The organism is Phytohabitans rumicis, assembly GCF_011764445.1.
Classification (GTDB): domain Bacteria; phylum Actinomycetota; class Actinomycetes; order Mycobacteriales; family Micromonosporaceae; genus Phytohabitans; species Phytohabitans rumicis.
On the sequence record NZ_BLPG01000002.1, the window covers coordinates 20,412 to 38,629 of the forward strand.

At 70.1% G+C, this 18,218-nt stretch carries 18 protein-coding genes; 12 read left to right on the forward strand and 6 right to left on the reverse strand.

Annotated features, from left to right (window positions below; genetic code table 11):
• Positions 1-48: 48 nt before the first annotated feature.
• A complete protein-coding gene (locus Prum_RS43630) occupies positions 49-1,023 on the reverse strand; it encodes a LysR family transcriptional regulator (protein ID WP_173084887.1) in 975 nt (324 codons plus the stop codon).
• A 40-nt stretch (positions 1,024-1,063) separates the two neighbouring features.
• Between Prum_RS43630 and Prum_RS43635 the strand changes: the two genes are divergently transcribed.
• From Prum_RS43635 to Prum_RS43645, 3 genes are all read left to right on the forward strand, one after another.
• A complete protein-coding gene (locus Prum_RS43635) occupies positions 1,064-1,933 on the forward strand; it encodes a serine hydrolase (RefSeq protein WP_173084889.1) in 870 nt (289 codons plus the stop codon).
• A gap of 123 nt (positions 1,934-2,056) precedes the next feature.
• A complete protein-coding gene (locus Prum_RS43640) occupies positions 2,057-3,031 on the forward strand; it encodes an MBL fold metallo-hydrolase (protein WP_173084891.1) in 975 nt (324 codons plus the stop codon).
• A 69-nt stretch (positions 3,032-3,100) separates the two neighbouring features.
• Positions 3,101-3,826: a DUF4232 domain-containing protein gene (locus Prum_RS43645; RefSeq protein WP_173084893.1), complete on the forward strand. Its 726-nt coding sequence runs from the start codon at positions 3,101-3,103 to the stop codon at positions 3,824-3,826.
• Here Prum_RS43645 and Prum_RS43650 read toward each other — a convergent pair.
• Positions 3,762-4,493, reverse strand: coding sequence for a hypothetical protein (locus Prum_RS43650; protein WP_173084895.1), 732 nt, complete (start codon positions 4,491-4,493; stop codon positions 3,762-3,764). The genes Prum_RS43645 and Prum_RS43650 overlap by 65 nt on opposite strands.
• A 420-nt stretch (positions 4,494-4,913) precedes the next feature.
• Between Prum_RS43650 and Prum_RS43655 the strand changes: the two genes are divergently transcribed.
• The 6 genes from Prum_RS43655 to Prum_RS43680 all read left to right on the forward strand — a co-directional run bounded on the left by Prum_RS43655 (position 4,914) and on the right by Prum_RS43680 (position 12,159).
• Positions 4,914-5,441, forward strand: coding sequence for a GNAT family N-acetyltransferase (locus tag Prum_RS43655; RefSeq protein ID WP_173084897.1), 528 nt, complete (start codon positions 4,914-4,916; stop codon positions 5,439-5,441).
• 493 nt (positions 5,442-5,934) lie between these two features.
• Positions 5,935-6,441 carry a SigE family RNA polymerase sigma factor gene (locus Prum_RS43660; protein ID WP_173083403.1) on the forward strand — a complete coding sequence of 169 codons (507 nt, stop codon included), beginning with the start codon at positions 5,935-5,937 and terminating at the stop codon, positions 6,439-6,441.
• Positions 6,438-7,322, forward strand: a complete 885-nt coding sequence (locus Prum_RS43665) for a hypothetical protein (protein WP_173084899.1) — start codon at positions 6,438-6,440, stop codon at positions 7,320-7,322. The genes Prum_RS43660 and Prum_RS43665 overlap by 4 nt, the downstream gene beginning before the upstream one ends.
• A gap of 28 nt (positions 7,323-7,350) precedes the next feature.
• Positions 7,351-10,587 (forward strand): S8 family serine peptidase, encoded by a 3,237-nt coding sequence (locus Prum_RS43670; protein WP_173084901.1) that lies wholly within the window; start codon positions 7,351-7,353, stop codon positions 10,585-10,587.
• 129 nt (positions 10,588-10,716) lie between these two features.
• Positions 10,717-11,037, forward strand: coding sequence for a PadR family transcriptional regulator (locus Prum_RS43675; RefSeq protein WP_173086431.1), 321 nt, complete (start codon positions 10,717-10,719; stop codon positions 11,035-11,037).
• A gap of 24 nt (positions 11,038-11,061) precedes the next feature.
• Complete coding sequence (locus Prum_RS43680; RefSeq protein WP_173084903.1) at positions 11,062-12,159, forward strand: hypothetical protein; 1,098 nt, start codon at positions 11,062-11,064, stop codon at positions 12,157-12,159.
• Positions 12,160-12,168: 9 nt separating this feature from the next.
• Here Prum_RS43680 and Prum_RS43685 read toward each other — a convergent pair whose 3' ends face one another.
• Positions 12,169-12,705, reverse strand: a complete 537-nt coding sequence (locus Prum_RS43685) for a DUF3995 domain-containing protein (RefSeq protein ID WP_173084904.1) — start codon at positions 12,703-12,705, stop codon at positions 12,169-12,171.
• A gap of 178 nt (positions 12,706-12,883) precedes the next feature.
• On the opposite strand from Prum_RS43685, the gene Prum_RS54220 reads away from it, so the two are divergent.
• Positions 12,884-13,018 (forward strand): hypothetical protein, encoded by a 135-nt coding sequence (locus Prum_RS54220; protein WP_281369155.1) that lies wholly within the window; start codon positions 12,884-12,886, stop codon positions 13,016-13,018.
• A gap of 39 nt (positions 13,019-13,057) precedes the next feature.
• Here Prum_RS54220 and Prum_RS43690 read toward each other — a convergent pair whose 3' ends face one another.
• Positions 13,058-14,284: a hypothetical protein gene (locus tag Prum_RS43690; RefSeq protein ID WP_246278733.1), complete on the reverse strand. Its 1,227-nt coding sequence runs from the start codon at positions 14,282-14,284 to the stop codon at positions 13,058-13,060.
• On the opposite strand from Prum_RS43690, the gene Prum_RS43695 reads away from it, so the two are divergent.
• Positions 14,231-16,156 (forward strand): alpha/beta hydrolase family protein, encoded by a 1,926-nt coding sequence (locus Prum_RS43695; RefSeq protein WP_246278734.1) that lies wholly within the window; start codon positions 14,231-14,233, stop codon positions 16,154-16,156. The genes Prum_RS43690 and Prum_RS43695 overlap by 54 nt on opposite strands.
• A gap of 696 nt (positions 16,157-16,852) precedes the next feature.
• On the opposite strand, the gene Prum_RS43700 is transcribed toward Prum_RS43695, so the two are convergent.
• A complete protein-coding gene (locus Prum_RS43700; protein ID WP_173084910.1) occupies positions 16,853-17,146 on the reverse strand; it encodes a hypothetical protein in 294 nt (97 codons plus the stop codon).
• A 332-nt stretch (positions 17,147-17,478) separates the two neighbouring features.
• Between Prum_RS43700 and Prum_RS43705 the strand changes: the two genes are divergently transcribed.
• A complete protein-coding gene (locus Prum_RS43705; protein ID WP_173084912.1) occupies positions 17,479-17,826 on the forward strand; it encodes a hypothetical protein in 348 nt (115 codons plus the stop codon).
• A gap of 95 nt (positions 17,827-17,921) precedes the next feature.
• Here the strand turns inward: Prum_RS43705 and Prum_RS43710 are convergent, their stop codons facing one another.
• Positions 17,922-18,212, reverse strand: coding sequence for a hypothetical protein (locus Prum_RS43710; protein ID WP_173084842.1), 291 nt, complete (start codon positions 18,210-18,212; stop codon positions 17,922-17,924).
• Between the last annotated feature and the right edge of the window lie 6 nt (positions 18,213-18,218).

An 18,218-nucleotide genomic window follows, 5' to 3' on the forward strand; every position in this document is an offset into this window, starting at 1 on the left:
GCGCGAACAGGCGCCGATCGCTACGCACGGACCCGACCACGCGGAGGCTCACCGGCCGGTGCCGGTCGTGTGTGGAGCGAACACGATGCTCCACGGGCGCGCCGCGTCGGCCCGTGGGACGGCCATCGGCTCCGGGGCCGCGTCTTGCAGCGTCGCCGCGGCGAGGTCCGCGAACCGCTCCGCCGCGGGATGCGGTGACTGCGCCGGCCAGGCGGCGGACGTGGTCCGGTGCAGCGGGTCACCGGCGATGGGGCGCCAGACCACGCGCGGCTCGCGGCGGGCGGTACTTTCCGGTTCGAACGCGACGCCGTTTCCCGCGAGCAGGAGTCCTAACAGGAACTCGGGGTTGCGGGCGTGGCGGATCCGCGCCGGCCCGAAGGCATGTTGGCGGCACACGTCGAGGACGTGGTCGTGCCAGCCCGGCGCGGTGGCGCGCGGCGCCAGGACAAGATCGTGACCGACGAGGTCGGCCAACGCCAGCTCGGTTCGCCGGGCCAGCGGCGACGCGCGCGGCAGGACCACCCCGAGCCGGATCCGGACGGCCGGACCGAACCGCAGGTCGGGGGCGTCGACCGGGTGGTGGACCAGGCCAACGTCGAGCCGGGCGTCGGTGAGCATCCGCAACTGTTCGCCGGTGGTCAGCTCCTGCAGGTCGATGTCGAGCCCGGGTAGCTGATCGGCGAGACGCCGCAGCAGGGCGTGGAGCGTGACGGCGGGCGTCTCCGGTGGTACGCCGGCGCGCAGCGTACCCAACGTGCCTTCGCGGGCCATCCGCATGACCGCCCGCATCCGGTCCTCGCCGGCGAGGAGCCCGCGCGCCTCGTCGACCAGCAGCCGGCCGGCCGGGCTGAGTTCGACCTGCCGCCGGGAGCGGTCGAACAGTTCGACGCCCAGCTCGCGCTCCAGCCGCTGGATCGACTGGCTCAGCGGGGGCTGTGCGATGCCGAGCACCTCGGCGGCGCGGCCGAAGTGCAGCTCTTCCGCCACCACCACGAAGTAGCGCAGGTGCCGGAAGAGATCCACATCCCGACGGTACGCGACCCGCGTCGGCTACCGTGGCGGCGTGCTGGCGGCGGAGATCTTCGACAAGGTGGGTGTCGACGCGTGCGTGCACGCGGTCGATGTCGACAGCGGCCGCGAGGTCGGGGCGCGCGCGGACGAGCAGGTCGTGATCGCGTCGGTGTTCAAGATCCTGCTGGTGCTGGAGTTCGCCCGCCAGGTCGCGGCCGGGCAGGTCGACGCCACCGAACGGGTCACGGTGCGCGCTGGCGACCGGCTGGGCGGGTGGGGTACGGCCGGGTGCGCCGACGACGTGGAGCTGTCGCTGCGCGACCTGGCGTACTTCGCCATGTCGGTCAGCGACAACACCGCCGCTGACCTGCTGATGCGCCGGATAGGCCCGGACGTCGTGCCGCTGCTCGCGGCGGAGTTGGGGCTCACCCATACCCGGGTGATCGGCGGGCCGCGGCAGGTGCTGGAGTCGATGTTCGCCGACGTGGGTGCCCGGGACGCCGCCGAGTTCGCCCGGGCCTTCGCCGCCCTGCCCGAGCAGCGGATACGAAGCCTGCGCGTCTTCGATCCCGATCACACCACCTCCAGTACCGCGCGGGAGATCACCCGGTTGCTGACCCTGATCTGGCGGGACCAGGCCGGACCGCCGGCCGCCTGCGCGATGGTCCGGGACCTGATGGCGCGGCAGATGTTCTGGACCCGGCTGCCGTCCGGCTTCCCGCCGGAGGTGCGGGTGGCGGCCAAGACCGGCACCCTGCCGGGGCTGCACATCGAGGCCGGCGTGGCGGAGTACCCGGACGGGGGGCGGTACGCGATGGCGGTGTTCGCGCGGACCCAGCGGTTGAACACCCGCCGGATCGACGTCGACCTCGCGATGGGTGCGGCGGCCCGGGCCGCGGTCGAGGCGCTGCGCGCGACGTGAGTAATACCGCAGCCGGCGCCCGCACGGACCCTCGCTGAGCAGGACCGATACCCGCCCGGATATGGCAGCCGGGCCCGGATCGTCTTGGACGCGGCGCACCGGGCGGTGCTTGGCTTTCGCGCCATGACCGATTCACGACTCGGCCGCCGCCGCTTCCTGGGTACCGCCGCCGGCGCGGCCGTGGCCTCGGTGGCCGCAGCCGCCACGATCCCCTCCCCGGTGTCCGCCGCCCCGGCCGCGGCGCGGCACCGCGAGCCGGGCGAACCCGCCGCCACCTTCCGCTGGCTGGGCACCGCCGGCTGGCGCATCGACATCGGCGCCAAGACCATCCTGGTGGATCCGTACCTGACCCGCTTCAACACCGGGTTGTTCAGCGGAGCGTTCAACCCGGCGACCTCGCTGACCGTCGACGCCACGCGGATCGCCGACCACCCCGGCAACCCGCAGACGATTCTCGTCACCCACACCCACTGGGACCATTACAACGACGTACCGCACATCGCGAAGCAGTCGGGCGCCCGGGTCTTCGGCACCCTCACCGCGTACCACCTCGGGCTGGCCTACGCCCTGCCCACCTCTCAGCTCAGCCCGGTCAAGGGCGGCGAGGTGCTCGATTTCGGTGACTACACCGTCGAAGTGGTGGCCTCGCTGCACAGCCGCAACGGTTCGTACTCGTTGGCCTTTCCCGGTGTCCGCCCCGCGGCCCCGCCCAGGCCGGCGACGATCGCCGACCTGCCGGAAGGCGACACACTCGCCTTCCAGGTGACCCCGCGTGGCGGACCGTCGGTGTTCTTCATGGGCGCCAGTGACTTCGTTGAGCGCGACCTCGCCGGCCTGGCCCCGGACGTCGCCATGATCGCGGTGCCGAACACCGACGCCACCCACGAGTACGTGCCACGCCTGCTGGCCGCGCTCGACCGGCCCGCCACCGTGGTGCCGGTGCACTGGGACAACTTCGAGACGGCGCTGACAAACCCACCCTCGGTCACGACAAACGACCAGGCGCGGCTGGACAAATTCCTCGCCGCCGTGCGCGACTTCGCGCCGCGCACCCAAATCCTGCTACCGCAATACCTGACGCCGTACGCCTTCGGGTAGTGCTCCCCCGGACGGCGGGCATCGCGCGTCCAGCAGGTCCGCGATGCCCGCCCTGAAAGGATCATCTACGTGACACGTGTTGCCGGCATCGTCGCGGTATCCACCGCGCTCGTCCTGCTCGCGGGCTGTACCGACGAGGGGCCCAAACCGAACCCGACACCGCCCGGCCCGACCGCCACCGCCAGTCCGGCGTGCCCGTCGCCCGGTGTCACACTCACGGCCGGGCAGGTGGACGTAGCCATGGGGCTGCGAGCGATGCGGGTCGAGATGGTCAACTGCGGCAGCCAGCCCTACACCGCCAACGGCTACCCAACGCTCCAGGTACTCGACGCCGACCGCAGGCACCTCGACGTCGCCGTCGTCCAAGGAACGGCCCGGATCTCACGGATCACGGGCTTCGACGGGCCGCCGCAGCCGGTGACGCTGGCCCCCGGCGCCCGCGCGTCGGCGGTCGTGGTGTGGCGAAACACCGTCACCGACGCCAACGTACCGGCGACCACGGGCACCCACCTAGCGATGGCACCGGCCGCGGGGCAGCCCGTACAGGTGCTCAGCCCAGCAGGCGGTGTCGACCTGGGCACCACCGGCACCATCGCCACCAGCCCATGGGTTCCCCGGCCTGACCCCTTTCGGGGTCAGGGTGGGGATAGGCCGGTGGCGGCGAGGTGGCCGTCGACAAGGGCGTCGCGGTATTGCATGCGGTTGCGGCGGTTTTTTGACCGGCGGAGGTCTAGGGCCTGCTGCTTCCGGCGTTACTCGCTCGGGTCCGGGCACGCAGGGCTTCGAGCCCGGTGACGGGGAGCGAGCGGGCGCGGCCCTCGGCGATCCAGCCGTCGATCATCTGATCGGTCTGTTCCGACAGCTTGCCGAAATGAAGATACAGATACCCGGGCAGGTCGAAGGGAGTGAGCAGGGGAAGCACTCGCAGCGCGACACGCGCCAGCGGCGCGGAAGTGCTGAGCCGTCCCGGCGGCGCCATACCGTACATCGCCGCAATCACCGTGGTGGCCTCGCGTGCCGCCAGTGCTGGCAGGGCGAGCTGCTGGCGCAGTGTGGAAATTGACCAGTCGAGCGTGCCCAGCATGGCTAAATACGGTTGGGTTGTGGCGGCCCGCATCTCACCGTTTCCGGCGGCCGCATCAGTGACAGAGAAGGTTCCGCTGGACAGCGTAGTGATCAAGGGCTTGACGCGTTCGGCCTCACCCGCGAGCTGCAGGCTGGGGCCAGGGGGCAGCCAGTAGGCGATCCCGGACCGGGCTCGGTCGCGATTCGACATCGGCGCGTGATAGGCAAGCAGCCCGGGGGTTGCCTGCACGATCTGCGTACCGGGCCAGACACCCTGCAAAAGGGCGAGGTCGCCGGGATCCTGCCCGATGGACACGATGGTGGCACCGCCGACCCGTTTGGCCAGGTCCGGGAGCCATCCGTGCCGCAAGACAACCGACGACACGCAGAGCAGCACGGCGTCCCATCGGGCATCCGGCAGGGCGTCGAGCCCGCATAGCGACTCGTGCGGCCGACTGGGCCGCCGCGCACCGCGATGCTGTAGCCGAATCCCGGCGGCGCTTCGATCGCGAACGGGCCAAGGCGGAGCTCCAATGATCGATACAACGCCCGCTCAACGGTAAGAAATACGATTGGATTCGGCGTCGTCGCTGCCGGCGCCACTGTAGCCGTGCGACATCCCCATCGCGCCGAGGTCGATACGGGTCCATGCCGTCGTGCGTCGAGGCAACCCCTCTGTTTCCGATTTCCCCTCGGGGTCATATGGGAACAATCGGACATCTTGTCTCATGTTACCGGGGGCAAGGACGGCGAACCAAGAACCGATCTCGGAAGCGGATGCCTGGCGGGGAGATGAAACCTGGCTAGGTTCGGTCGTATGCGCATCATCACGAGCGACCGTCTCCTGCTGCGCCCGTGGCATGAGGACGACGCCGACTTCCTCCTCGACATGGAATCGCGCTGGGAGGTCGTACGCTTCCTGGGCCCAAACCCGACGACGCTCAGCACGCGCGAGCAGGCACTGGCCTCGATCAGACACCGACGCGGCGTCGATCATCAGGTATACGGGATCTGGGCCATCTCGACCCGGGACGGTCAATTGGTCGGCAACTTTGCGCTCGTACCGGTTCCCGTATCGGCCGGGCAGTCGCCGGGCACGCCGCCCGAGGTCGAGATCGGCTGGCACCTGCACCCGGACGCGTGGGGAAACGGCTATGCCACGGAAGCCGCGAGGGCCGTACTGGACGACGCGTTCGCTCAGGGCCTCACGAGGATCATCGCCGTGACGAACACAGGCAACGACGCCTCACAGGCCGTCTGCCGGCGACTCGGCATGACTCATCTTGGCCGAACGACCAGGTACTACGACACCACAAAGGAACTCTTCGAGATACTGCCGGGCTGATCTGCCCGAACGCCATCGAGGTCCTTCAACCCGTCACCGTACGTGTCGAGCATGAAGATGGATGGCCGAGATCATCGGCCCTGGCCGCGGGATGCTCGTCAGCTCGGCCGGGCGGACCGGCGGTCCCCGCCGACGGCCGAGCGACAACTCGAACGGTCATGCTGCGGGACGCGGTCGGCCTGGCAACCCCGCGGAGCGGGCCTACCTCACCCGCCGCCGCGACCAGCTCGCCGGCTGACCGACGCGCCGGCCAGGACGCTCGAACCGAACAGCGCCTGATCAGGCTTTTGCGGGCGAGCAGTCGAAGCCGCGCAGGTTCACGTACAACTCCGCCTCCACTCGGGGTGGCGGTGTGAGCGGAAGGTGTCCCGGTAGGGACGCAGATTCTGGACGTCGACCGAGGCCGTGCCAATGCGGACTTCTCCGTGCGGGCAACCCTCCGGGGGGTCTGGTTCCGTTTCATGGCGGAGATGAGGAGGTGGCCACGGTGGCTATGGACGTGGAGTCCTACCGCGATTTCGTGACAGCCCGGATGGATGGGCTGCGGCGTACCGCGTACCTGCTGTGCGGCGACTGGCACACCGCCGATGACCTGGTGTCGACCACCCTGGTGAAGCTGTACCGGCAGTGGCGCCGGGTGTCTGTGATGGACAACCGGGATGCCTATGCGCGGCGCGTGCTGTTGCGGGTGTGGTTGGACGAGCGCCGCCGGCCCTGGCGGCGCGAGCACAGCACCAGCGTGATGCCGGACCACGTGGTGGCGCGGGGCGACGGGATCGAGGGTGCTCCCGAACGGCTGGCGATCCTCGCTCTGTTGGCCGAGGTGCCGCCGCGCCGGCGCGCGGTTCTCGTGCTGCGGTACTACTGCGACCTGTCGGTCGAGGAGACCGCCGCCGCCCTCGGCTGCTCGCCCGGAACCGTGAAGAGCCAGACCGCCCGGGCGCTGGAGGCGTTGCGGGCACGGATGGTCGGCTCGCAGTCCCTTACCCAGGAGGCGTGACGATGCGTAATCTGACCGATGAACTCTACGCGGCTGTGGACAGCCCACCGCCGAGCGGCATCGACGTCGACCGGCTCATCACCGTCGAGCAGCGCCGTACCCGCCGGTTGCGCTGGGCCGGTGGCGGCGCCGCGCTGTCCGCGGCGGTCGCTGTCGCTTTTCTGGTATCACCAACCGCGGCCCGCGTGGATAAGACGGATGCCGGCCCGGCGACCGGCGAGCTCGCCCCGGTCGCGGCCGATTGCCCGCGGGTCTCGGGTGGCGATCGGGAACGGCACGGGCTGCCGCAGTACACGCGTGATCCGCGGCTGACCGAGTCGTGCGCGGACGCGACCGCCCGGCTGACCGCGGTCCTGCGTCCGGCGTTCAGCAAGATCGTGCCGGGGATGACCGCGCAGGGGTTCGTGCTCAACGACTACAACGCCCAGTACGAGAGCGTGACCCGGGTGACGACGACGGCGGGCGCCGGCAAGGTGAAGGTGATGCTGCGGACGACCCAGACACAGCCCATGCCCACCGCCGAGGAATGCAAAGACGGCTGCTCCCACGAAGCCCGGCCAGACGGCACGGTCATCGAGGTGTTCGACGGCACCCGCGAGCAGATCGCGCACCGGGTCGACGTCTACCTACCGGACCACACCGTCATCTCGGTACACGCGAGCCTCCTCGCCGAGGGCGCGGATCGGCACCTGCCGCTGTCCATCGCCGAGACGAAGGCACTGGCCCTCACCCCGGCCTCACCCTCTTCCCGTAAAAGCGACGGGATTGCCCGCCGGAGGCTGGAGCAGTGCACGCTGCTCCGGCCTCCGGCCGTCTTTGTCTACTGTGGAGAGGGTTGCGCTGTAATCGTTGCCGCCGCTTCGACACAGGTATCTGCGTAGGCATTCCTGCGTCGAACGGAGAGTAGTGGTGCGGGTACTTCGGCTGTTGGTGCCGTTGATGGCCGTCGCGGCCTTGGTTGTCGTGCTGACCGGGGTGTCGCCACCGGCGGGCGCGGAGGAAATGGTTCCGACCGCGCGGGCGTCGGTGGTGACGTTGGTGACCGGGGACCGGGTGGTGCTCGGTGAGCACGGCGAGGTCAGTGTGCGGCCCGGTGCGGGCCGGAAGCGGATGTCGTTCGCCACGAGTACGGAGCAGGGGCACCTGATGGTCGTGCCCGCCGACGCGTTGGGGCTCGTCGGCAGTGGCCGGGTGGACCGGCGGCTGTTCGACGTCACCGCATTGCGTGACGCGGGGTATGACGACGCGCATACCGACGAGTTGCCGCTCATCGCACAGTACGACGGCTCGGGTGGCGCGCTGGCGGCACCGTCGGGCAGCCGGCGTGTCCGGACGATTCCGGGTGCCCATGCCGCGGCGTTGCGCGCGCCGAAGCGTACCGCGTCCGATTTTTGGCGGCAGTTGGCCGCGGGCAAGGCGTTGCGCGGCAACGTCACGAAGCTCTGGTTGGACGGTCGACGTTCGTTGAGCCTGGATGTCAGCGTGCCGCAGATCGGCGCGCCCGAGTTGTGGCAGGCGGGCTATACCGGCGATGGAGTCACCGTCGCGGTCCTGGACACGGGCATCGACGCGACCCACCCCGACCTGGCCGGACAGGTCACGGCCGTGCAGGACTTCACCGGCAGCATCGTGGTCGGCGACCCGGTCGGGCACGGTACGCATGTCGCCTCCACGATCGCCGGCACCGGGGCGGTCCATCGTGGAGTGGCGCCGGGTGCGAAGCTGCTTGATGGCCGGGTTTGTGAACCGCGAGGGTGTCCGGAGTCGGCCATCCTGGCCGGCATGCAGTGGGCGGCCGAGCAGGGCGCCCGCGTGGTGAACCTGAGCCTGGGGCACCCCGACTTCCCGGGTGTCGACCCGGTCGAGGAGGCGGTGAACCGGCTCAGCGCCGAACACGACATGCTGTTCGTGGTCGCCGCGGGCAACCACGGTGCGAACCGGCCGATCAGTTCACCCGGCACGGCCGACGCGGCGCTGTCGGTCGGCGCGGTCGACAGGTCCGATCGGATGGCCGACTTCTCCAGTCGCGGGCCGCGGCCCGGTGATGGCGTGATCAAGCCCGACGTGACCGCGCCGGGCGTGGACATCGTGGCCGCGCGGTCGTCCACCGGGGTCATCGGCACGCCGGTCGGTGACCGGTACACGAAACTCAGCGGCACATCGATGGCCACCCCGCACGTCGCGGGGGCGGCGAGCCTGCTGGTGAACGCGCATCCGGACTGGCCGGCGGCGCGGGTGAAGGCGGCGCTGACCGGCACCGCCGTGCCGACCGCCGGGGTTTCTCCGTTCGCGCAGGGCACCGGGCGCATCGACGTGGCCAAAGCGGTCAAGGCCACGGTGACCGCCGAACCGGTCAGCCTCGGCCTGGGCAGACAACTGTGGCCGCACGACGATGACCCCGAGCTGACCCGCACCGTGACCTATCACAACTCCGGTGAGCAGCCGGTCACCCTCGCCGTCGCCGTCGACGCGTCCGGCCCCGATGGCAGGCCGGCGCCGGCCCGGATGTTCACCCTCAGCGCGGCCAGCCTGACCGTGCCGGGTGGTGGCGACGCCAGCGTCACGTTCATTGTGGACACCTCGCTGAGCGGTGCCGCCGATGGCTGGTACACCGGCCGGGTCACCGCGACCGGCGGCGGCGCCACCGTGAGCACGCCGCTGGCCGTCGAGCGTGAGGCCGAGGCGCACACCATCACGCTGCGGCACCTCGGCCGTGACGGCGAACCCACCGGCGCGTACAAGGTCGGCGTCGAGGGCTACGACACGTTCGCCGACGTCCATCCGTACGACGCCAGCGGGACCACGTCCGTCCGGCTACCCGCCGGGCGCTACCTGTTCACCTCGTGGATCGCCGAGCCCGACGGCGGGCAGAGCATGCTGGTGCAGCCGTGGGTCGACCTGACACGCAGCGACGCCACCGTCACGTTGGACGCCCGCAAGGCCAAACCGATCGGCTTGACCGTGCCGGCCAGGTCGGCCCGGATGATGTTCGGCCTGGTCCAGTACCACGCGAATGACGGCGCGATCGACGGCGGACTGCTCGCCAACGAGTCGTTCGACGGGTTGTCCATCGGCCACGTCGGGGCAGCGGCGCCGGGGCGGCGGTTCGCCACGGTGGTGAGCGCACACTTCGCCGAGCCGGGCGGGGCCGGTGACTTCGCCGACAGCCGGTACCGGTACAACGTCGCGTTCTGTGCATACGGGCGCATGTTCGACGGCTTCCAGCGCAGGCTGCGCGCCGGCGACTTCGTCGCGGTCACCCAACGGGACCTGCAACCGGGCGACGCCGGCCTGACGACGCTCGGCATCAGTAGCGCGCCGGGGAACGCACCGCCGGGCGGCACATCCTTCGACTACCCGATCGCGGCCGCGCCCAACGCGGCGCGTACCGAATACTTCACCGCCGGGGACGTGCGCTGGTGGCAGACGTACTCACGGTTCCGGGTCGAGGGTGAGGAATGGACCCCGCTCGCCGCGGAGTTCCTGATGTGGCGGCGGATCCGCGCCGGCGAGGCCCGCTGGGGCGCCCCGGTCATCGGCCCGGCGCTGCCCGCCGACCGGCCGCCGAACGCGACCCGCACCGGCGACAACATGCGCTTCGATCTCTACCTGTTCGCACCGGGCCAGCCCAACGCCGGCGGCGTATCGCCGGTCACCGCGACCCGCACCGCGCTCTACCGCGACGGCGCCCTGGTCGCGGAGTCGTCCGAACGGCCAGGCCAGCTCGCGAGCGCGGTGTCAGGCCCGGCGGCCACGTATCGCCTCGAAGCGCACGCCACCCGGGACGCCGCACCGTTCTCGACGCGCATCGACGCCACCTGGACCTTCCGCTCGGCGACCACGCCGGACACCGCACCGCTTCCGCTCCTGGCGGTCCGCCTCGGCCAGGCCGAACGCGGGTCGGACCTGCCCGTCTGGGTCGACTGGCTGCGCCCCGGCGAGGCCACCGTCAAGGAACTGACCGTCGACGTCTCCTACGACGACGGCGCGCGATGGCAACCGGCCAACCTCACCCCACGCGACGACGGCTGGGTCGCTGACACACCAGCGGGCACCGGCTACGTCTCGATCCGGACGCACGCCACCGACAGCCTCGGCAACAGCGTGGACCAAACCATCATCCGCGCCTACGGCAGCACCGGCTGACCTACTGCGACAGTGCCGCGCCGAGGGCCACGTGCCCCCGGCGCGGCGCGCTCAAGCCCTCTGTGGCAGACGGACTAGGGCGAGCTTGACATATATTGATCATTTAACTATGGTCGTCGCGTGCCATCGATGCGCGAACCCACGTACCTCATCCTGACCGCCCTGGCCGCTGGCCCTCGGTACGGCTACGCGATCATCCAGGACGTCGCGGAGCTGTCCCAGGGCAGCACGTCGCTGCTGCCCGGCACCCTCTACACCGCGCTGGACCGGCTCGCCGCCGAGGGACTCGTCGAGCTCGACCGCGAAGAGACGGTGGAGGGCCGGCTGCGCCGCTACTACCGGCTCACCCCCGGCGGCGCTGCGGCTCTGGAGACCGCGACCGCCCGGATGCGCCGGCTCACCACCGCGGCCGAAGCGCGGCTGCGCACACTGCGACCCCACACGGCCTGACCGGCCACGTCCGAGAGGCAGACAATGCCGGTGACATCCGACCCGCTGGCGCGCCGCTATCGGTTGCTGCTGCTGTGCTACCCCCGCGCCTACCGCCGCGAGCGCGGCGAGGAGCTCGTCGCCACGCTGCTCGAGGCGGCTCCGCCCGCCCGCACCCGACCGAGCGCGCGGGAAGCTGTCAACCTGATCGGCCACGGCCTGCGTGCCCGGCTCGGCAGGCCGGCCAGCCGGACGGTCGTGGCCTGGGCGGGACTGGCCGCAGTCGTCTGCGGCCTGTTCACCGCGTCCCTGGCCACCCGGCTCGCGTGGGAGACCTCCCGACCGATGCCCGACCGGGCCGAGGCCGCGAAGATCCTGGCCGACGTGCTACCCGGCCACGAGGTCGACGGCATCTACGTCCCTTCGGGACTGTTCAGGATCTACGGCGAGCCGCTGGGCCTGAAGGATGTGGACCTGCTGCTGTTCGGCGAGGGCAACGAGTACGCGCTGACCGCGACCACGGCGTCCCGCAACGGACCGCCGCCGGTGCCGCTGGAGCAGACGGCCGCCGTGGCCCAGCAGCGGCTGCGGGAGGGCGGCTGGACGGTGTACCCGCCGACGCACAACGACATGTACGGCTGCGCGGGCCCGCCGTGCGACCCGACCACGATTCCGCAGGACACCAGGCTGTTCGCCAAGCGCGGCGACACCGCTCTGGAGGTGGACCTCTATCCGCAGCGAGGCGGCGACAGCACGTACCTGGCCGTCAGCCTGGGTAGGACGACGCCGGCCGCCGTCGTGCCGGCAAGCGTCGGCGCAGGGCTGTTCGGTACGGTCGCGGGCTGGCTTTTGTTCGGTTGGGCAAGCCGCCGTACACAGGCGCCGCATCCGGCCCGACGGGCGGTCGACGTGCTGTTCGGCGTCACGATGCTGCTGTGGTGGGGGCCGATCGTGTTCTCCGCGCCGTTCGCGCTCCAGCACCACCTGGACGAGCCACATCCGCAGGCGCATCCGCTGTGGGAGTGGCTCGGCCAGCCGATATTCTCGCTGTTTTTCGTCACCGGCTGCGCCACCGCGCTGCTCGGCCTCGCACTCGCGGCGCTGCCGTCGCGGCGCGCACAGCTCAAGCGCGTCGCCGCTTGACCTCGTCGATCAGATGGTCTTTGGAGGTTGCGGCGAGTCGGGTTGCCCGTCAGCGCGGCGACGGGCGTACCAAGCGGTCGCACCGTAGACGACGCCGCCGACGAGGAAGTACAGGTCGATCGCCCGGGCAGACCACAGCGTGTACGCCGAGGGCGTGGCCGTGCCCAGCAACTGCTCGTACGTCAGCCCGGTCAGGCCCGTCGGTGACCCGAACACCGTGCGCATCGCGTCGTCGACGAACGCGGTCGCGGCGCGCACGGTCAGCAGGCCCGCGGCTACCCACGCCATGGTGATCAAGATCCATCGAGGGATGCGCCGGCTCCACCGCTGCACGAACGCCAGCGGCAGCACCGTGCCGACCACGAACAGTGCCAACACGACGGCCGCGAACACCCGCTGCCCGGCAGTCTCCGCCGAGGGCAGCGGGTCGGCCTGGTCGCCGAAGCCGAACTGGCCGCCCAGTTCCCAATACACGTGCAGCGCGTCGAACACGACGATCCACCCGAAGGTGGCGGCCGCCGCCTGCCGTAACCGCCGCGTAGCCATGGTCGCCGATGCTACAAGCTTGGGGTGGAGCGCGGAGAGCGAGGAAACGATCCTGCGACTTCATCCGGGGCGTGCCTGAGCAGACGCCCCCAATCCTGCCAAGGCCGTCGATCGCCGCGGTCTTGGCTGCGGTTCCGGGCGGCTGGCTGTCACGGCACAAACTGGTTCGAGGTCGTCGGTGAACCTGCTAAAAGCCGTGTGTGCCCTGGCAGCGCTCGCGGGCCCGCAACTGGTGTTCGACGAGTCTGCCGCGGCGTTCGTGGTGCGGCCCGGTGAGGAGACCGAGGACCTGGAAGAGGACTGGCCCTGGTGAGCGCGACCGGCGACGGCTACGCGCCGCACGACCGGCCCGTCAAGGGCTCGCAGGCGGAGCGTGCCGGCGCGCGACGATATGCCGGCAGACCTCGCGTAGCTCGGTCAACTGGTCGGTTCTGAGGCCCTCGACCGTCCGGACGAGGCGGCCGGCGCCCTCGACCAGTTCGGCCGTGTGCAGGTTGTGGAACAACGGACCCAGCACCGTTGCGGCGGTCCGCAGAACCAGTAGGGCTTCGACGCCGATGACCTGATCGGGGTCGAGCGACGCGATCGCCTGCCGGACATCCGGTGGGTACAGGTAGCCGGCATCGTCGTGGGCCAGCGGAAGGCGCATCCGTACCATCCGGTGGTACGTCCAATTGGAGGTCATCGTGAGGCAGGCGTGCCGGACCGCGGCCAACCGGTCCGGGCTCAGGCCCTCGATGAGCGGCGCGAGCCGGCGATGCATCCAGAGTGGGAATGTTGGGTCGTGCTGGCAGTGCGCAAGGCTGGCGAGCGCTTCGGACATGGCGAGTGCTGCCTCGCGCATCGCGAGTACCGTCTCGCCAGCCGTGAACTGCTGGGGTGGAATGCAGAATTCGGCCGGCTCCGCCGGGGCGCGGGCCGGATCGCGGTGGGTTTGCCAGACGACGCTGACGAACCAGCGTGACGGCTGCTGCGCCGGCTTGCACCAATCGTGGTAGAAGGAGACGCCGCCGACTTGCCCGGCCCGCCGCAGCGAGTACCTGACCATGCACATCGTGGGAACGAAGTCGGCGAATTCGGCGGCCGGTACGGTGCCGAACTCGCAGCCGAAAGCCCGCAGCCGGTCGGCGTACTCGGTGAACGGCCGTTTCGTGCGTCGCCACGCGGCATGTTCCCAGGCGCCGTCTCGGGCGGACTGCGCGAGCACGAGCGTGGCACCGTCGGGTACCGGGAAGCCGGTGGGGAAGCCCGGTGGAAGGTCCTTCATGTCCAGGTGGAATACCGGCACGCCATCCTCGTGCAGGACCGTGCACCAGTTTGGCAGCGGTGAATCGGGCTCAAGTGGATGCGGTATCCGGCTGATTTCGCGTGCCGCACGCCGGAGCGCCGCGACCGCGGCGACTTCGTCCGACGCGTCATCCAACGCGAGCGCCACCGCGGAGGAGTGTTCGGCGACGTAGGCCACGAGATCCGCGTCGTCGTACAGCGGTTGGTCGCCGTGGTGGTTGATCGATACCGTGCCTCGGTGACCCGTACACAGCTCACCGCCGAGTTGGTGGTTGACGGTCGTGTTCCGCACGCGCTGGCGCTGTCGCCGGACGGCAAGCGGGTCGCCTACGTGGTCGCCCCGGTCGGGCGGGCTGGTGATCACGCGGTCAGCGAACTCTGGGTCGCCGCCACCGACGGGACCGGGTCGCCGCGCCGATTGACCTCGGGTGAGGCGCACGATTCGGCGCCGCGGTGGGCCGCGGATTCGCTGCTGGTCTACTTTCTGTCCGACCGGGCTGAGCGTGGCACGGCGCAGGTGCATCGGGTCGGGCTGCTCGACGGTGTCGTGGAGGCGGTCACGTCCTGGGCCGGTGGGGTGTCAGGTCACCTCCCGTTGGCCGATCCCGACCTGGTCGTCGTGATCGCAGCCGATGAACCGTCCGCAGAGGATGAACGTCGGGACCGGGAGCGCGACGACGCTCGGGTGTGGGGCGAACGCGTACGCCCGGACCGGCTGCGGCTGCTCGACGTGAGGAGCCGGGAGGTCCGGACACCGGATGCGTTCGGCGATCGCCATGTCGTCGACGTCGTACAGCGGCCCGACGGTGGAACGCTGGCGGTCCTGACCTGGTCGACCCCCGACGTGGACCCGGGCCTGGTCGAGCCCGGTCTGCACCTGCTCAACCCGGACAGCGGCGTGACGCGGGACCTCGGCCCGGCCGCGGCCGACGCGTCGTCGCTCGTCTGGTGGTCCGCCGACGACGGCTGGCACCTGGCATATGTCGCGAAGACCCCGCCAGCTCTGGTGGGCGGACACGCGGTTCTCGATGTCGCCGTACCGGTGAGCGGGCCGGTGGGCCAGCACCGTAACCTGACCGCCGGCACGACCAGCTGCCCGAGCAACCTGGTGCAGGTCGACACCGGTCCGCCGCTGGCGCTGGTCGCCGACGGGCTCGATACCGCGATCCACCGGCTCGATCCGGTCGGGCCCAACCTCGTCGAGGTCTCCCGAGTCGACGGCCTCGCGACATGGTTGACCACGAACCGGCACGGTGACGCCGTCGCGGCGGTGGTCAGCACGTCCTACGAGCCCGGAAACGTCCACGCCGGCCCCACGAGCGGGCCGCTGACGAGGCTGACCGACCTCAGGCCCGAACTGCGCGACATCCGGTGGGGTGTCCAGGAACGCTTGTCATACGCGGCATCCGACGGGCTGACGCTGGACGGCCTGCTGATCCTGCCCGCCGGCCGGTGCCGCAAGGACGGGCCCTTTCCATTGGTGACACTGGTCCACGGCGGCCCGTACGACCGGCACGCCGACCGGCTCATGCTCGGCTGGCACCCGTCCGGCCAGTGGCTGGCGACCGCGGGCTACGCCGTGTTCCTGCCGAACCCGCGTGGCGGCAAAGGGCACGGCCACGACTTCGCGGTACGCGTCGCAGGTGCGGTCGGCCTCGACGAGTGGACCGACATCTGCGCCGGCATCGACCTGCTCATCGCCGATGGCGTCGCCGACCCCGACCGGCTGGGCATCGGCGGCTGGAGCCACGGAGGTTTCATGGCCGCCTGGGCGGTCGGGCAGACCGACCGGTTCAAGGCCGCCGTGATGGGAGCCGGAATCAGCGACTGGGGAATGCTCGCCGCGACCGGGCAGGAGGGGCCGTTCGAGTCCGCCCTCGGCGGCAGCAGCGGCTGGGAAGGAACGGGTCCGCACCGCCACGACCGGCTCAGCCCGATCTCGTACGCCGCCAAGGTCCGCACGCCGGTGCTGATCCTGCACGGCGAGAACGACACGAACGTTCCGGTATCACAGGCGGAGTTCTTCCACCGCGCGCTCCGCAGGTTCGCAGTCGAGCACGAGTACGTCGTATATCCCCGGGAGAACCACTCGATCCGTGAACGCAACCACCAACTCGACGTGCTCCGCCGCACCCGCGCCTGGTTCGACCGGTGGCTCGGCTGACCCAATGGGACCATCGCCCCCCGCGACCGGACCTCCGCTCGGTCAGGTCGGCACGGATGTGGCGGCCGCTACGGGCTCGCGGTCATCGAGTCGCGCTCGGTATCGGCGGCAGCGGTCATGGCGTTCCTGCGTGGACATCAGATTCCACGCCGTCGGCGCTGTACGCGGCGCAGGTCGGGTACGCCATGCCCGGCAGCGACCCGCGGGAGACGCTGGATAGCGAACGCTTCTCCTCACGCGCCCGCCCCGACGCGGCTAGGTACCTGGACTACTCATGACCCGCCCGCACAGCGCCTGTACCGTCCTGGGCATGTCGTTGAAGAGTTCGCCCAAGCGGCGTCGCGCGGTCGCGACTGCCGCAGTGATGTTTCTAGGCCTCGTCATTCTTTCGCTTGCTCCGGGCAGCGCGGCGCTCTGCGCGGGAGAACGTGACGATGGATGGGTCCAATGCTATGCGTCGGTTTATTCGTAGATACCGGATCGCGGCAGAAGAGTGAACATCGACGAGAGCAGCCAGCTGCTGTACCGACCTGTGCTCGGGAGCAGGGCTGTCGGGGATCGGCTTTATCATTCGGGGCGTGCCGACTTACGAGGAACTGGCCGAGCTGAGTCGTCTGCCGGCTCCGCGGCGGGCTGGAAAAGATGCTCCAGCTGTCCAGTTGACGGCCGTGCTGTTCCCGCGTCTTGTCTGTCTGGTCACTCATCGCGCTGGTAGGCGCGCAGTTCGCGGCGTGCCTGGTGGCGGCTGCGGCGGCGATCTGCGCGTCGAACGTGGTACCACTCTTTGGCGCCTTCGATGCGACCGATGCGGTCGTAGGAGGTGCTCCAGTGGCATCGATCTGGGTGGAAACCTAGGCACGCGTTCTCAGCAGTGACCTCGTTCGGCAGACTGCACGGCCCGAAGCGGTGATCGTGCATGGGAATGCACGTGACCATCGGCGCGTCCGCCATCCGCACCCACCAGGGCCGGGTCTTGTCGGTTCTGCTCATACGGTCGCCTTCCGGCTCCGTGGCGCCCCGGGCTGGGGCTGCCATCAGATCGGGTGCACCGTGATCACCTCCGGCTTCACCAACATGTTTCGCAAGCTGCAACCGTCCCAACGTACCCAGGTCGACGCTGATCGCGGCTAGCGGATCGCGGGACTCTTGGTTTGCCGTCCTCGTGGCGGCGGACGGCATGATGTGGGGATGGCTGCGGCAGGAGAGCGTGACGACACCTACGTGGCGGTTGGACCGAGGGAGTACCTCGATCGCCTCCTGGCGGAGTATCGCCTCCGCGAAGAGGAGGTGGAGGACCGGATTCGGGTCCGCACGCCTCCGCAATGGACGTCGGGGAGGTTCCCCAGCAGGAGTATCTTGTGCACGAATCGGTGCTCCGCTCGCACGGCCCATTCCCCTGTGCCGGTGACAACGAGGCTCTGGCCTTCTGCGAGCAGATCGTTGACACGATGGTGCGCGGTTACGGTATCTCCCGCAGCGAGGCGGTGGCACGCGTCAACCGGCAATGGTCACAAGCCGCCCCGCCGGGCCGTGTCCCACGCATCTGGATCGTCGGCCTGGACATCGCCTATCACGAAGCAGCGGACTACTGGGCCGGCGCCATCTACTACGGCCCTGACTCCCACTGGTGGGATCCGGACGCCGACCTTCAGCCGCAGCCACCGCCCTGACCACGACGACACCCCCGCAAGACAGAACGTCGCATCGACCGCGGGCAGAAACCGGTGCGCTTGGTCGGCGCAAAGGAGTGCGTTCGCATGGGACGCTAGTGTCCCTGTGTATGGGTGAGTTCGTAACGGCGTCCGCCTTCCATACGCAGGACACCGATGCGGTGCGGGACACAGCGCTCGGGTTCTTCGCCGCGCACTCGTGGGCCGCCGAGCCGATCGAGTGCGCCGGACCGGCGACCGACGACGACGTGCTCATCTATCCGCCAGCCAACGGGTGGACGGTTGTCCTTTGGCCCGCCTACTTCACCGAGCTCGCGGCGGTGGAGTTCATGTCCCGGCAGATCGGCACCCTGGCGAGCACCGTGCGTATCCACGATCTCGAGCACCCGCCC